This is a genomic window from Flavobacterium sp. 21.1 (assembly GCF_057801535.1).
The window spans coordinates 109685-127358 of the sequence record NZ_JBYNXA010000005.1; the positions used below are offsets into that span (position 1 = coordinate 109685).

General features: G+C 40.0%; 5 protein-coding genes. All 5 read left to right on the forward strand.

The genetic code is table 11. The features are described from left to right. The first annotated feature begins 4 nt into the window (after positions 1–4). The 5 genes from AC3E9U_RS12510 (at position 5) to AC3E9U_RS12530 (ending at position 17649) form a co-directional block, all read left to right on the forward strand. Positions 5–1174, forward strand: a complete 1170-nt coding sequence (locus AC3E9U_RS12510; RefSeq protein ID WP_488747253.1) for a tetratricopeptide repeat protein — start codon at positions 5–7, stop codon at positions 1172–1174. A gap of 419 nt (positions 1175–1593) precedes the next feature. After that, complete coding sequence (locus AC3E9U_RS12515; RefSeq protein ID WP_488747254.1) at positions 1594–8001, forward strand: Ig-like domain-containing protein; 6408 nt, start codon at positions 1594–1596, stop codon at positions 7999–8001. A gap of 179 nt (positions 8002–8180) precedes the next feature. Next, entirely contained in the window at positions 8181–14753 is a 6573-nt protein-coding gene (locus AC3E9U_RS12520) for a choice-of-anchor J domain-containing protein (RefSeq protein ID WP_488747255.1), read from the forward strand. 71 nt (positions 14754–14824) lie between these two features. Next, a complete protein-coding gene (locus AC3E9U_RS12525) occupies positions 14825–15760 on the forward strand; it encodes a PorP/SprF family type IX secretion system membrane protein (RefSeq protein ID WP_488747256.1) in 936 nt (311 codons plus the stop codon). A 17-nt stretch (positions 15761–15777) separates the two neighbouring features. Beyond that, positions 15778–17649, forward strand: a complete 1872-nt coding sequence (locus AC3E9U_RS12530) for an OmpA family protein (protein WP_488747257.1) — start codon at positions 15778–15780, stop codon at positions 17647–17649. Positions 17650–17674 lie beyond the last annotated feature (25 nt).

Genomic DNA, 17674 nt, shown 5'->3' on the forward strand with positions numbered 1-17674 from the left:
AATCATGAAGTACACTATGAATTTATTTTTTTCAGGTTTCCTTTTTATAGGGATATTGTTGTTTGGGTTCGCTTCACATGCTCAGAATATTAAACGATTGGACAGTATTCTGAAAGTCAATAATTCGGAAATGTATAAAGATCCGGATAAGGTCATTGTTGCGGGGAAACAGGTTTTGAAAGAGGCTGGTAATGATATAGATATCAGAATTCGGGCTTATAAATTAATCTCTGACGGATATTCTTCCAAAAGAGATTATCAAAAATCCTTGGAATATGTTATCAAAGCCAATGAACTTTTACCTCAGTCTACAAATAAGCGACTGAAGATTTCCATTGTGACCAAAACAGGAATTCAGTACCATCAGCTTAAAATCTATGATAAGGCGATTCAATACCTTGATCAGGCGGAAAAGTTGTGTTTTGAATATTCTAAACCGGATTCAGTTCATGTGAGTTTGGGGATTAATTATGTCGTAAGAGGTTTTATCTACAAAGAGAAGCTGAACTGTGCTATCGCTATTGATTTTTTCGACAGAGGTATTAATGAGATTCTGAAATCGGACGATGTTACAACTAATGCCAATGTGATCAGTATCGCTAAATACAATAAGGGAAACTGTTATTTGCTGATGTCTAATAACAAGTTGGCGACGCAAAGTTTTCAGGAATCGATTTCCTATGCTAAAATGATTAAAGCGTCCAGTTTACTGGCTTTTGCCCAAAAAGGTTTGGCGCAGGTTTATACGATCGAAGGGAATTACAATGGAGCGATTGCCGTGTTACATGAGGCACTCAAAATTTCAAGCGATGTAAACGATCTGATCCTGAATCAGGAAATCTATAAGGGGCTTTCTGAAAATTATCTTGCCGTAAATGAGTGGGATCAGTATAAGAAATACCATTTGAAGTTTCTGGAGATTCAGAATGAGGTTAAGGAGCGTGAACGAAAGTCAGCCGGTGATTCTCTTAACGCCATTGAGAAAGAGAATGAGAACAAATTTAAAAGCGAGGTTCCCGGTTTTCTGTACCGGATCATAATTGTGATTTTTATTTTAATACTTCTTATCCTGTTCTTTTTATTCTCAATAAAAAAGACCAAAACGAACATTGAATCACTCAAAGAGGTAGTGAAAAATCTGCAAGGCGAGAAGATGCTGCATGATCATAAATGATGCGATTGCCATATAAATAAGTATCCGTTTTCGATTCCCTATACTTTAAAATCACCTTTATTTTTTGTAAATAAAGGTGATTGTTTTTATGCTGAAAATTATAAATTTGATGTCGATTTTGACCTGTTGCCGACCTCATTTTTGAGATTTTATCAGGTTCAGTTCTGTTACTTTTCTTCGCTTATTTGTCTGACAAAATTTAAAGTTAAAACCCAAAAAGGACTACAAAAGAAGGTTTGGATGTCGTAAAACCCGAAAAACGTATAACTCGTCGATTTTTTTTGTAATACACTGTAGTCGAAAGCTTTGTTTCGTATTTTAGAGTTTCAAAATTACTGAATTTCGAAAGTACTGCCAATTTATATATGTATATAATATATAATTTCACCGCATTAACATTTAAACCAAAATGTATGATTATGCAAAAAAAACTACGACTCGGCAAAGTATTCGACTACTTTGATTTTAAAAAAGAAACCAGGCTCCTCCACGGGACGGTTTTGGCGTTTTCGCTTTTTTGTTTTTCAAACACTTCGTTAGCTCAAACCACGATAATCAATCCAGCGACTGATGGAGGATTTAATTCTGGAAATACATTTGCGGCGAACGGGTGGACAGTTGCAAATGAGGGAACAGGTCCAATCAAATGGGCTGTTGGAACGGCGGCTTCGGGAACAACATCTGTGGGAGCTACAACAAGTGGTTCACCTACGGTTACGTTAACAGCTCCCAATGCTGGTATACTTGCAGGGCAGGTTGTTTATGGAGATAATATCCCGGCGAACACTTTCGTCGTAAGTATTGCTGGAACAACCCTGACTTTATCTCAAAATGCTACTGTAACAGCTGCAAGCGTTACCTTAGGTTTCGGGAAAACTTCTGGAAGTGGTATTAGTGTTGCAACTTCTCAGTTGACAACTGCGGCAATTGCCGCCACTACTTATCAAGTTACTTTAGCTGCAGCAAATTCAAATATTACAGTGGGTATGTTGATTGCCCCTGTTGCCGGTTTTATTGGTCCGGATACTTATGTGGCCAGTATCAACGGTACAACTTTAGGATTGTCAAAAGCTTCTATAAATGGTTCTGCATTGGCAGTTGCCCAGACAATGAATTTTTCTGCGACTTCATCTGCGATTATGGGTAATGCTGCGTACATCACCAACGATAATGGTGTTACTAATTCTTACGCAGGTTATAATGGGAACAGAACGGTTTATTTCTACAGAGATATCACAACCGTTCCTGCTGCACAAAAAGCAATGACATTGACTTTTGATGTAAAGTCAGCTCCGACGTTTGGTGCCGGATGGCAAGTATGGGTTGCGCCAGTTACCCACACGGTTGCAGGTACAAATACTCAGGTAACATCGCCAATGACTTATGGTGTTTCATGGCCGGGCGCTACGTTGGTTTCTTATAACGCTTCGCCTCAGGCAGGTGTTACAAGAAACACGGCGTTTATTCCTAAATCATTCGCGGGAACTTCTTTCCGTTTGATTTTCGTATGGACGAACAGTGGAGCAGGAACAGTTCCGCCGGCGGCTATTGATAACATTTCGCTTGTTTCAAGAATACCTGAAGAAATCACATGTGCTCATTCTGGACTTTGGTCTCAGCCAGGGACATGGGATAGTGGTAATGTACCAACTCCTGCTGATACAGCAGTTCTTGATGGAACTGGTGAAGTGGTAATGATTGACTCAAGATATTCAGGATGTGAGGATTTGATCCTTGCCGGAGTAAATTCATTAGTACAGTTTGCTATAAGTGGCAGTGTAATGGATGATTTTACCATAAATAATGATATGAACCTTGCTGCCAGTGGTGCAAGATTCAATAACTTCGACGGTGCTTCTACCCCTAATGGTAAATTTTTAAAATTGGGCCATAACCTTGATGTAGGTCCTGGTGCCAGATTTGACAGTAGTATTAATAGCAGTACTAACTTAATAGCTAGACTAACGCTTAACGGTACTACGCCTCAAACAATATCCGTAGACCCTGCAGGTTATATGGGTAGTGATTTGGCAGGTACAAATGCATTTGGTAACAGGTCAGGTGTTTTGAACCAATTAGAGGTTACTAACACGTCGGCAACAACACCTAATATTATATGGAATGTAGCAAAAGCTAGAATTAATGGTGGTTTGATTCTGACAAGTGGTAGGATAAATGTTACTACCGGAAACAGATTCATCATTGGAAATTTCAGTGGTGTAAATAATATTGTAATTGCTCCGGGACAAGGTTTTACAAATGGTACGGTATCTAAGTGGATATCTGCTAATAATACTAAAGTTGTTCAGCCAGGTACAGAATACCCTGGAACGGATAACAACTATAAACCATTTTGGTATCCTTTTATCAATGGTGCAGGTTTAGACAGGACATTGTATTTCTTACCGGATGCTGCTCCGGCAACATCTGGTGAGGTAGCGGTAACATATGCTAATGCAAATACAGTAACGGGAAGTCTTTCCATTGCTGATGGTGCTTATACTATTAATAAAAGATATGACGGAAACTGGACTTTTTCAACTCCGGATGCTACTTCAAATGCTACACCTCTTATTTATGCGCCTAATGCGGGAACACCGACGAATAGAGTTGCATTGTACGCAAATGGTGCTTATGAAGCGATTGACGGTTCTTCAAGACTGATGAATGCATCAGCTGCTTTGCCAGGTACACATCAGGACGGAACAGCACAGCCATTTGTGTTCAGAACAGGTTTGACTTTGCCTAATTTAACTGCAGCTCCTGTATATATTGGAATTAACGATGCTTCGGCTTTAAATACGGCTACAGCGATCACTTCTGCTGCTTCCGGTAACTGGAATACTGCTTCAACATGGGTTGGAGGTGTTGTTCCTACTTGCAGCAATGTGGTTAATATCGCGAGTGGTCATAATGTTACAGTTACAGCTACAGCTAATGCTGCGGGTGTAATTATCGCAAAAGGCGGTACATTGACAAATAATGCAGGTACATCTACAATGACTGTAGGTTGTACGAACAACAATGCGGCTTTCTATAACTATGGTTCCCATGTTATGGTTGCCGGTAACTTAAAAGTAAACGGCTTTGTTGCTCACAAAGGAGGAAGTTTCTTCAACCAGACAGGTGGAGATATTATTATTGACAGTAATGACAATGGTAATGCTGCGACTTCTGTTGCTTTTGGTGGTTCTTCATGTAAAATTGAGACATCTAATTTAGATTTAACAGGTGGTAAAATCACTATCGTTGACCCTCTTGTAAATATAGCAACTCCAATTACAGCACAGTCTGCTGCAAACTTCAGTGTTAACACAGCCGGTACAACAGGTACTTTTACTGTTCCTGGAGGGACTAACGGAACTAACTTAAGTGAAATTAGAGTATCTGGATTATCAAATAATAACGTCTTTGATGTTGGTATGTCAATTTCAGGACCAAATATTCCTGCCAATACTACTATTACGAACGTTGCTACTGTGATCGGACCGAATTATAATTTGACATTATCACAACCAGCTACAGCTACAATTGCTGCTAGTGCAACACAAAATGGTTCTATTACCACTGGATCTGCGAACGTTACCTTATCGGCTACTAATGCAAATATTTATGTGGGACAAGCAGTAAACGGGACAGGTATTCCTGCGGGTACGTTTGTACAAAGCATTGCAGGAACAGCTTTGGTACTAACACAAAATGCAACTGCTACAAATGCAGCAACTTCATTGACGTTCAGTACAATTTTGACTTATACTTCTATGCAAAACGGCATTGCAGCCGTTGTGGTTGAGGCAAATGCCGCCAACGCAAATTTAGCGGTAGGAATGGGAATTTCCGGAACTGGTATTCCGGCGAATACGACTATTACAGCTATAACGCCGCTTTCGAATTCAGGTGTTACGACTTCGGTAGTGAGGTTAGGTTTATCGAACCAAACTGCTGGTTTAGCGCCATCTCCGATAGTATCACAACTACCACTGGCAATTACTGTTGTGACTCCCGGAGCTACTTCTGTGATTTTATCGGCTGCAAATGCGAATATCATACCAGGTATGACTGTTTCAGGAGCTGGTATCAAACCAGGAACTTTTGTAGTTGGTGTTTCAGGTGCTAATATAACGTTGTCTGAACCTATTCAGGCAGGTGCTCCTTCTCCAATGAATGTTGAGTTCGGCGTGTTTAATACACAATCAAGCGGTTCATTCATTTATGCTTCGGCAAATCATTATGCGACAGGATTGAACCATACGTTGCAAATAGGTGATGGCGTTTCAACTCAGAACTCGTCGGTGATATCTAATGGTTTCAACTGTCAGTTCCAGGCTGCAGGAGGATTATTCTCTTTAGGTAATTTAACAGTTAATGCTCCTAACGGGGTTGATCGATTCATGAATGTGGGCAGTAACAATGCTAATAATGCTTACAATATGAACGTTCAGAATGCATTCACGGTAACTGCAGGTAGTGTGTTCAAAAAAACATTTGCCAATGCAACGGTTTATGTAGGGGGTAACATTGTGAATAATGGAACGATCAATTTCCCAAGTAACGGTACAGGTTTATATCTAGGAAACTTTATTAATGGTGCTGCGGTACCTACATCGCTTCCTCAGACAATTTCTGGTTCTGGTACATTTGCTACCAACCAATATTCTGTTACATCTGGTATTAACAATGCGTCATTCGCAAGTTTAACTGTAAACAATACGAGCGCTGCAGGGGTTACGATCAGTGTGCCTAATTTCAGAATTTTTGGTAGTGTAACCATGACTAGCGGAATCGTGCATACTTCAGCAGCTAATCCTCTTTACGTAGGAAACCCTGATGTAACTTCAACCGTTACAGGTGGTAGTTATTCGGGAGGTAGTGCTACTTCATATATTGACGGGCCGGCAGCACATGCTAATGCAAATAATGGTACTATTACTTCATATAAGTTATTCCCGGTTGGTAAAAATGGTAAATTCCTTCCGGTACTTATCGCTTCAACCGGAGGTGTTGAGTTAATGGCTGAGGCTTTTGATACAAACTCAGGTACGGTAAACGCAACCAATGCGTCTAATTTAAGTACTAACAGATGGAAAGTTTCCAGAGTGGGTACTGCAGGAACTTTTACAGGATATAATGTAAGACTTGGAGCAACTCCTCCGGCAGCTACGGCCGTTACTGCTTCAAACATCATTGTTCATGCTACGGCTGATCAGGGGTCTTATGATGTAGTTTCCACACCAGTTTCTGCTACGACTTATGAATTAGCTTATTTTGGAACACCAAATACACCAACACTTTATTTGGCTACTGCTCAAACAGGTGGTTTCTTAGGGAATTTCTCTTATGCTCAAGGTCCTGCTTGTACAGGTACTCCGACTCCTGGGGCTACTGTCGCTTCTTCTGCTTCAGTTTGTGCAGGACAATCCATCGCGTTAAGTTTAACAACTCCTACAACTGGAGCTAGTGTTACTTATCAGTGGCAAGAGTCTGTAAATGCTGGTCCTATGACTAACATTGCCGGAGCAACTGCTGCTACTTATACTGCTACACCTTCAGCGAATACTTCATACCAGTGTATTGTAACCTGTTCTGGTAGCCCGGCTACTTCAACTCCGGTTGCGGTTACTGTTACAGCTTCAACAGCTACAACTACAGGTGCTACAATGTGTACAAGCGGTACAGCTAATTTAAGTGCTGCCGGTAGTGCAATCTTAAACTGGTACGATGCTCCAATGGGAGGAAACATGGTGGCTCAGGGTGTTTCGTACGCTCCGGCTGTATCTCAAACCACTACATATTATGTGGCTTCTGGTTCTGAGTCTGCAGGTGCTGTAAATACTGCGACATATTCTGGTACTGCTGTTTCAAGTGCTAACTTTAAAGGTATCTCATTTGATGCAATCAATAATTTTAAATTAAAAACAGTTACCGTTTACCCTAAAAACACAGCGGCACTTACGCCAATAACTGTAGGTTTATTTGATGCTAACGGTAATCTTGTTTCAGGAACTTCTCAGGTAACTTTCACACCAACGTTAGTGACAGGTACTGTAGGAACAACTCCTCAAACAGTTACACTTAACTATAATATCCCTGTGGGTAAAGATTACAGATTGGTAGTTACTAATGGTTTAGTTACAACAACAAATACATTAGGAAACAGTACTGCTGCGATTACTTATCCAGCAACAAGTGGACCAATTAAGTTAACTGGTAACGTTTCTGCACTTAATGATGTAATTAGTGCTACAAATAACACAACAAACATTTTCCATAACTTAACTTATGATGAAGTTTGTGAAGGTGTAAGAGTTCCTGTTATTGCGACTGTTGTTAATACTGCAGCTCCAACTGCTACTGCTACTCAGGATGCTTGTGTAACACATACAATTGCTGATTTCACAGTTACACCTACAGCTGGTGCTACACTTACATGGTATGACGCTCCTGCTGCAGGAAATGTTATCCCTACTACAACACCTGCAGTTTTAAATACTACTTATTATGTATCACAAACTGTTACTGTTAATAGTGTTTCTTGTGAAGGACCGAGAACTGCAATCTTGGCTTCAGGTCCTTGTTTAGGAACAGAAGATTTCAAAATTGCCGAATTAAAATACTTCCCTAACCCGGTTAATGATCAATTGTCAATTACGGCAAAAGATGTAATAACAAGAGTTGAAGTATATAATTTAATTGGTCAGCAATTAAGAGCTTTAGATACTGATAACAATAATGTTCAAATGAATTTTGACGGGTTTGCGTCGTCGACCTATTTAGTTAAAGTTTATTCTGAAGATAGAGTAGAAACCTTTAAAGTAATTAAAAGATAATTAGTAATGCCAAAGTAAGGTAATCTTAATGATTGCCTTACTTTTTTTAATTTAAGTATTTAGCAGTAAATACATTTAACAACAAAAATTTAGAAAAAATGCAAAAAGAAACAGCCATATCATTTTGGATTTTTATCTCAAAATTTTTCCTCTCAGCCAGAAGAAATTTTGAAATAAAAATGCTCTTGATATTAACATTTGGATTATTTTCAAATTATGCTTCTGCGCAATTGCCATTAGAAGATTTCAACAGCGGAATCCCAAGTACCTGGGCAATTACCAGTAACCAGACGGTTGCCAACAACTGGGGGCCAACAACGCCTACAGGAGGGTATTTAAATACTCCTGGCGCAATGGTAAATCCTTCGTTGAATACTACAACCAATACAACCGCAGAGTACTATTTGATTACACCTCAATTTGTAACACCTAATGCAACAGAAATTAGGTTTATGACCAAACAGGGAAGTTTTACAAATAGAGGGACAAGGTTTGAATTGAGATTGTCTACAGCGGTTCAACCGGATATTTCCAGTTTCAACGTTGTGTTGCAGTCCTGGACAGAAGCCACGTTAAATGTAACTGCTACTACATGGGAAGAAAAAATAGTTCCGGTTCCTAGCATTCCGGCTGGAGTACCTGTTTATATTGCCTTTGTTGCAATTACTACTCAAGACGGAACAACAGCTACATCAGGAGATACTTGGTTTGTGGATAACGCCAGAGTTATTCAAAGCTGTGCTAAAGTAACGGGAATCACTTCTACGATGTCAGCCAACAGTGGTGTAATCAGCTGGACACATCCTACTGCCACTAACTTTGAAATTCAGGTAGTTCCTCAAGGATCGGGTATCCTCGCTACAGGTACACCTGTTAACGGTTTTACCTATAATGCAACAGGTTTAACTGATGGTACAAATTACGATGTGTACATCAGAACGATTTGCGATGGCACAACAGCAAGTGGATGGGCAGGACCTTTCTCGGTAACCACCGCTAGATTAGGAATGCAGTGTGCTACTCCCGTAGTTATTCCAACAAATATATCAACAACGCCATATGTTCTAAGTACAAATCTGGCTAATTTTCATGATACTCAAACATATACTCCTTTAAATTCACAAGGTTTAAGTTGCCAGCCGCCATCTTCAACTCAGAACTGGTTAGGTGGGGATCACGCCTTTTTATCTTATACACCACCAACTTCAGGATTGGTAAACGTAAGTTTAGCGGTTACCACTGGTGCTGCACCTTGTTATAACCAATTATCAAGCGTTTTCATTTTCGACAGCTGTACCGGTATTGGTACTACAGCAAACTGTTTGGGATCGCTTGTAACCGGTTCTCCTTCAAGTGTTAACTCTTCACAATTGTCAAATTTATATTTAACAGGTGGCCAGACTTACTATTTTGTAATTTCTTCCCCTTTCCCATATAGTGCTACTCAGCCAGGTGCTGGTATTTGTTTTACATTTACCTTATCGCAACCTTCTTGTCCTGTTCCTTCAGGATTGGCAGTTGAAAATTTATTACATAACAGCGCTACTTTTTCATGGGCAAATCCACAAAATTTAGCTAGTGCTTGGCAATATATTGTAAAACCCGCATCGGCAGGACCTCCTACTGGGGCAGACGTTACAACACCTACAAGTTCAAATACAAACAATAATGTAAGCGGACTTACTCCGGATACAAATTATAATTTATACGTAAGATCGGTTTGTAGTGGTACACCAGGGGGATGGAGTAATCCGCTTCCTTTCAGAACACAGTGTACTTTATTTACACCACCGTATTCTACCCAGTTTACGAACTCTACAAATGCTGATCCTTTATGTTGGTCTGCTTTGGATTTGAATAGAGACAGCGTCTCCTTTGTTTATGCGGGAGCTCCAGATAGCCCTCCGGTACAAGGAAATCTAGTTAGACTTCGTACTATGGATTCCGGAAATCAGACAAATGACATGTTAATTTCTCCGAGATTTCATTTTGATGGAGTTACTCAAAAACAAATCCGTTTTAAATACAAAGGTTTTGGAGGATACACCAATAGTACGGGATATGTTTTAGGGGAGTCTTCTTTTAAGATGGTAGTATCAACTACCGGAATAGGGCCAAATAATTTTACGACTGAAATATTACCGATTGCAACATACCAAACAGGAAACAACTATATTGAAAAAATCGTTGTGGTACCTGCAAGTGTTGTAGGCGATGTTAATATTGCATGGTATTTGCCTCCGGGTTATGTGAACACAGCAACAAATTTCTATGTTGATGATGTTTATATTGAAGATCTACCAGCATGTTCTCCTCCGAGTTATCCTGGTGTAACTGCAGGTTCAATTACACAAACGCAAGCTCAGTTTTACTGGACCAACGGATACAACAACTCTCAGTGGGAGGTTGCTGTACAACCATTAGGTTCAGGCGTTCCTACGGGAAGCGGACAATTAGTGGGTACTAACCCTTTCCTTAAAACAGGATTAACGCCTTCAACGCGTTATGAATATTATGTAAGAGCCTATTGTAGTTCCACATTACAAAGTGCTTGGGTTGGACCAGTTCCATTCAACACACTTTGTGACGCGCAACCGGTGCCTTACTATGAAAGTCTGAATGATACAGATGTTACTACCAAAAAATTCTGTTGGTCTGTTGATAACAGAAATGCAGATGGTAATAATTCTTTCTGGGCTATTGGAGCTACAGAGGCAACAATCCAACCGAGAGATCTTTTCATGAATCCTTTCGTGTCTTATGATGATTACCTGATTTCTGCTCAGGTAAATGCAGTGGGAACAAAAATGCTGAAGTACAAATACAAAGTAGCCGCAAATATTTCTAGTCCGATCGAAAGAGCTAATTTTGAGGTTATAATGTCTAGCTCGCCAAACATGAGCAATCCAACGGTAATCATTCCTGCTCATGATGTTACCAACCTTGATTTCATGGAGAGATCCGTGATTTTCACAGGAACAGGGCCTGCTTATTTCGCATTCCACCTCCCTGCAAATATGGCTAATCCTAGAAATACTGGTTTGCTTACCATTGATGATTTCAGTATTGAAGATGCTCCGGTTTGTCCGAATCCTTCAATATTAACGGCATCTAATATTTTACAAACATCTGCTACGTTGAGCTGGACGCCGGGATATAATGAAACACAATGGCAGGTAGCTGTTCAGGCTCCGGATTCTGGTATTCCTACAGGTTCAGGAACGGTTGTAAATACCAATCCAACCTATAATGCAACAGGTCTGACTCAGAATACTGAATACGAATATTATGTAAGAGCAGTTTGTGGCTCTGATTTCAGTGCCTGGATTGGGCCATTCAAATTCAAAACAATCTGTAATGTATTAACAACACCATTCATTGAAACTTTTGAAGAAGATTCTCCAACAGAATCTTGCTGGACAATTGTAAACAGCAATATTGATGCTAACGAGTGGAATATGAATATGCCTGTGGACCCAATGTTTGGTGCCCAAATGGCGGCTTTGAATTGCTTTACAAACGGTAACAGTAATGACTGGTTAATTTCGCCAACGTTAACAGTACAACCAAACCAGCGATTACGTTTTTACTACAAAATCAAGTACGATCCTGCATATTTTGGGGATTTAAAAGTAAAAGTATCAACAAACGGAGTGGACATCTCTCAGTTTACAACCACGCTTTATGATACGGATGTTACCGGTGCCCTTCATAATGTGGATACAAGGGAACTGGTAATTAACCTTACCAGTATTACGGCACCAACCAATATTAATATTGCCTTTCAGGTGCCACCTGGTACGCCAGATGCTGCAGCACCCGGTCGTAGAGGATCCTATTTATTAATAGATAATGTAATTGTTGAAAACATTCCGGCATGTCCGTCTGTATCTAATGTTGTAACTGATAGTAACAGTGTAACTGATACTACAGCACAAATTGATTGGCAGCCGAATGGCTCCGAAACTTCTTGGGAAATTTCATTACAGCCTTACGGTACACCTGCTCCGGTAGGAAACACGCTACCGCAATATTTACGTACAGCGACTGCACATCCATATACATTAACAGGACTTACACCTTCCACCCGTTACCAATATTATGTAAGAGCAATTTGTGGCACCAGTTCGCAAAGTGCATGGGTTGGACCGGTTGAATTCCTTACTAAGTGCAATTTAGCAAATGTTTGTCAATACACGGTTTCATTATCAAACGGAGGTGGAGGTCAGGTACTGGGAGCTTTGGATGTTATTCAGAACGGTGTGGTACAGCAATCACTTACTTGGCCGGTAGTAGCGCCTAACCAGCCTACCGTTATTAACTATGATATATTCTTGTGTAGAGGAATTGAATGGAACTTGTATTGGAGACTTGGTGGTTCAGTAAATTCGTGGCCAAATGCAACGGTAACGGTGACAGATCAGTCTGGAACTGTTGTTTATACCACTACACTTGGTCAACATGCTCCTAATGTCAATGTTTATACAACAGTTTCGAACTGTACAGCTGTTACTTGCCCTCAGCCAACTAACATTACCGTTAACAATTTAGGGGTGCTTTCATGGACTCCGGGAGGTTCAGAAACACAATGGGAAGTTTTTGTACAACCGTTAGGTTTAGGAGCTGTTCCTCAATCAGGAGTTATTGTAAATTCATCAAGTTATACTCCGCAGCCTTCAGATTTCATTGATCCTACAGCAGGAACAAACGAATTCTTTGTAAGAGCGATTTGTGGTTCCAACGATAAAAGTTATTGGACAGGGCCTTATGTATTCATTAAAAATAATGAATCTCAGACGGCAATCCCATTAACTGTAAATACAAACGGAACTTGTGATTCTAAAGGAACTAAAGCTTCCTTTATCGGTGCGACAGCTTCAGCTGAACCAACATCTTGTGGTGGTATAAACGGAGGTGATATCTGGTATGAATTTACGGCAACTTCGAAAATCCATACGGTGGAATTAAGCAATTGGGCTCCGGGTAACTGGTGGACAAACTCCAGCCAGGGAGTTTGGCCTAAGATTACATTATCTTTATATGAAGTACAGGGTAGTTCTCTTGTAGAAAAAGCTTGTAGCGAAAATAACTCGTTAACTGCAATCTATTCATCTGAGCTGACTGTTGGTACCAGGTATAAAGTAAGAGTTAAACTTAATGAGACTAGTTCTCCTAAGACGTTTGACATTTGTGTGAGTACTCCTGCAGATATTTGTGATGTTAGTAATTTTAATTACGGCTTTGAAAAATTGCCAATGCAGTATATAACAGGTAGTGCCACGATTTTTGATATGGAGGTGACTCCGGGTTGGAGAAACAATACGGCTGCTGAAAGTATTTTCTTCTACGAAGGGTCGAGCATTACGGGTGTAACTCCATACGAAGGTGCTCAATGTGTTCAATTAATTCAGGATCCGGCAAATACATGGAATCCTGCGGATCCTAATATCAAAGGGACATATACAGAAATTCAAACACCTGCTGAAATCCAAAAAGTGAAGTATAGTTTTGCTTCAGCAAGTAGACTTAGCGGAGCGGGAACAACCGTAGAGTTGTGGGCTGGACCTCCATCAGGTCCGTTTACAATGGTAACATCACATACTGCATCTACATTAGTTTGGAGTTTGAGAACGGGAACATATACTATTCCTGCGGGGCAACCTGTTACGAGATTCATCTTCAGAACAAGAGGTAATGGCATTGGTCATTTGTTGGATGCTGCTAAATTTGTGCCTAATACGGATATTGTTACTCAAAATGCGACATTAACCTGTGATCAGACTTCAGTAGCGGTTGCAGCTGAGGGAACAGGAGAATGGGTTGCGGATACCAATAACCCGGCTGTAACACTTATTGACACGCCGCAAAGTCAGACAGCTAACATTTCAGGATTTAATACACCAGGCGTGTATACTTATTTCTGGAAGACCCGTTATTGTGAAAAAGCATTTACGGTAACTTACCAAGGTTTCAGCGATGTAGCTACAGTTGTATCCCCTGTGGAATACTGTATGACGCAAACAGCTGCGCCTTTAACCGCGACAGCGCCGGGAGGTTATACTTTGATGTGGTATACCGATGCGGTAGGAGGTACAGGAAGTACAACTGCTCCAACTCCTTCAACAGCGACAGTAGGATCAACTACATATTATGTTGCGTTAGTTAATGCAGGAGGATGTATCGGTCCAAGAACTCCAATTGTTGTTAATATACTTGATTTGGTACCTGCTGTAGTAGATTTTACATATGATAATACAAACTACTGTACTGATTCAGAAAATCCGGTAATAGAAACTGCAGTTGGTTTTACATCTGGTGGAACTTTCACAGCTACACCTGCTGGATTAGCTATTGATGCTCAAACGGGTGCGATCAATCTTGTAGCAAGTGCTCAGGGAGTTTATACCGTTACTTATTCGATACCAGCTATGGTTCAAGGTTGTAACCTTGCTGGAACTAAGAGCCAGTCCGTTACCATAGAAGGACCATGCGGATATATCCCTAGAGGTATTTCTCCAAATGGGGATGGTATGAATGATGAGTTTGATCTTTCAAACTTTGATGTGAAAGAGTTGATCATCTTCAACCGTTATGGTATGAAAGTTTATACTCACGGAGAAGGTTATAAGAAAGAGTGGACAGGTTTATCCGATGACGGAGATAAATTACCTGACGGAACTTATTTCTATAATATCGTGAAAAGTGATAATACAACCGTTACAGGTTGGGTATACATCAACAGACAATATTAAAAAACAAATTAAAAATCAGTCTGCTTACGCAGGTAAGCAGACTGTAATTATTAAAGCAATAACAGCTGAAAATGAAAAAAATTTATTTTGCTATACTACTGTTGGGAGTGATTACCACGGACACGTATGCACAGCAAGACCCGCATTATACGCAATACATGTATAATATGAATGTGGTGAACCCTGCCTATGCCGGTTCCAAAGAGAATCTGGCAATTGGTCTTTTATATAGAGAACAATGGGTTAATGTTGAAGGTGCTCCAAAAACAGCTACCTTTTCTGCGAGCAGCCCTGTAGGAAAGAACGTTGGTTTGGGACTTTCAGTGATTTCGGATAAAATCGGACCTGTAGAGGAAACTAATGTTTATGCGGATTTTGCATACACTTTAAATTTAGGAGGTGAGCATCGTCTGGCCTTCGGATTAAAATCAGGAGTTACTTTTCATAAAGTAGGTCTTTTTAGTGAAATCGGAAACGGTTATGTGCCGCGTCCCGATGATCCTGCGTTTAGTCAAAATGTCAACAATACCTATTTCAATGTAGGAGGTGGACTTTTCTACTATACGCAAAAATATTATTTGTCATTCTCTGTTCCTAATATGTTAGATGCAAAACACCTTGATTTGCAACTGGATGGGGATCAGTATAAATTTGGCAGTGAAACACAGCATTATTTCATTACCGGAGGGTATGTATTCCAATTGTCTGAAAACACAAAGTTCAAACCTTCCTTTATGGTGAAATCGGCTTTCAAAGCGCCAACTTCTTTCGATTTATCAGCGAACTTCCTGTTCTTTGAAAAGTTTGAAGCAGGAGCGACATACCGACTTGAAGATTCGTTTGGTGCCATGGTAAATTACAGAATTACACCGGGAATCCGTATCGGTTATGCCTACGATCATATTATTTCGGATTTGGATGCGACAACAAAAGCTTCTCATGAGTTCATGTTGTTGTTTGATGTGAATTTCCCTAAAAAGACATCAATATCACCAAGATATTTCTAATCAAAAGAAGCTAAAAAATGAAAAGAACATTTATAAAAATAAGCTTGTTATTATTGATGACGTCGGCCTATGCACAAGACAAGCAGACTAAGAAAGCAGATCAGTTTTTTGAAAGTTATCAATACGTAAACGCCATTGAAGAATATCTGAAGTTGACAGACAAAGATTCAGCTACGCCTTATGTTGCAAAACAATTGGCGGACAGCTATTACAATATCAACAATATTGCCGAAGCTTCAAAATGGTATGGAAAAGCCGTTGAAGGGAAAGTAGATGCGGAAACTTATTTCCGTTATGCTCAAACTTTAAAAGCGATGGGGAAATATGAAGAAGCAAACAAACAAATGGATGCTTTTGCGGCAGTAGCTCCTTCGGATTCGAGAGCTAAAGAACACAAGGCAAATCCAAATTATATTCCGAGCCTGACCAATAAAAGCAAAATGTTTGATGTTTCTGAAATTGCTATTAGCGTGAAAGGCAGCAGCGATTTCGGTGCAGTGCTTACAAACGATAACACCTTATATTTTGCAAGTACAAGACACGCATCGGGTAAAAAAGACAAGTGGGCTAATCAGCCGTATTTGGACATCTTTCAGACCACCCGAAATGCAGATGGTACTTTTTCAGAGCCGGTTGCGGTAAAAGAATTAAACTCTGCCTTCCACGATGGTCCGGTTACTGTGAGCAAAGACGGAAATACAATGTTTTTTGCTAGAGACGGACATACGTCAGGGCAATACGAGAAAGATAAAAAGAGCAACACCAAAGTTGGGCAACAAGGTTTGTACAAAGCGGTAAAAGTGAACGGAAAATGGTCAAATATTGAAGCTTTACCTTTTAACAGCGCAAGCTATTCTGTTACTAACCCAAGTTTGAGCAGCGACGGTAAAACACTTTATTTCGCATCCAATATGCCTGGAGGTTTAGGGGAAGCGGATATCTGGAAAGTGTCTGTCGATGGAAACAGCTACGGAACCCCTCAAAATTTGGGTGCAGCAGTTAATACGCCAGGAAGAGAAAATTTCCCTTTCGTTACGGAAGACAACGTATTGTATTTTGCCTCTGCCGGAAAACAAGGTTTCGGAGGCTTGGATGTTTTCAGAATGGACTTGAATACAGCAGAACAACCACAAAATGTTGGAAAACCTGTAAATACTGAAAAAGACGATTTCGCTTTCAGTTATAATAAAACGGCTAACATCGGTTACTTCTCTTCAGATAGAAATGGTTCTGATGCCATTTATGCTGCTAAAGAAGTATGTACAGCCGAAGCAATTGCCTTAGTAACCAATAAGAAAACAGGTGCAGTTATGAAAAATGCTACGGTAGCGATTTCTGATGCAAAAGGAAACGTTATTGAAACAAGACAAACAGATGCAAACGGTAAAGTGGGTTATCCGGTGGAATGTGAAACCAATTACGCATTCCAGGTGAGTGCTGCGAATTTTGAAACAGCAACTGCCCAGGTTACTAAAATTAAGTCGGGACAATCTGTCATTGAAGTACAGTTAGTGCCGACGGAGGTTATTATTACGGATACAGAAGTGATTCTGAACAACGTTTATTTTGAATTCAATAAAAGTAATATAACGGCACAAGGTGCCACTGAGCTGGATAAATTAGTTAAAGTAATGAAAGACAACCCGACGATGGTGATTTTTGTAAAATCGCACACGGATTCCAAAGGTAGCGCTTCTTACAACCTGAAATTGTCCGGACAACGAGCTCAATCAACTGTTGAATATCTGATTTCCAAAGGAATCGCAAGAAATCGCGTAAGCGGAAAAGGTTACGGAAGTACCGACCCTAAAGTAGCTTGTGGTTCAGGATGTACAGAAGAGCAACATGCTCTAAACAGACGTTCGGAATTTATGATTGTAAAAAAATAAAAAATTAACAAAGTAATTTACAATC

Bases quoted from the DNA above. Each gene is read 5' to 3' on its own strand.
- AC3E9U_RS12520 (WP_488747255.1), top strand. From the start codon at position 8,181: ATGCTCTTGATATTAACATTTGGATTATTTTCAAATTATGCTTCTGCG.
- AC3E9U_RS12525 (WP_488747256.1), top strand. From the start codon at position 14,825: ATGAAAAAAATTTATTTTGCTATACTACTGTTGGGAGTGATTACCACG.
- AC3E9U_RS12530 (WP_488747257.1), top strand. From the start codon at position 15,778: ATGAAAAGAACATTTATAAAAATAAGCTTGTTATTATTGATGACGTCG.
- AC3E9U_RS12515 (WP_488747254.1), top strand. From the start codon at position 1,594: ATGCAAAAAAAACTACGACTCGGCAAAGTATTCGACTACTTTGATTTT.
- AC3E9U_RS12510 (WP_488747253.1), top strand. From the start codon at position 5: ATGAAGTACACTATGAATTTATTTTTTTCAGGTTTCCTTTTTATAGGG.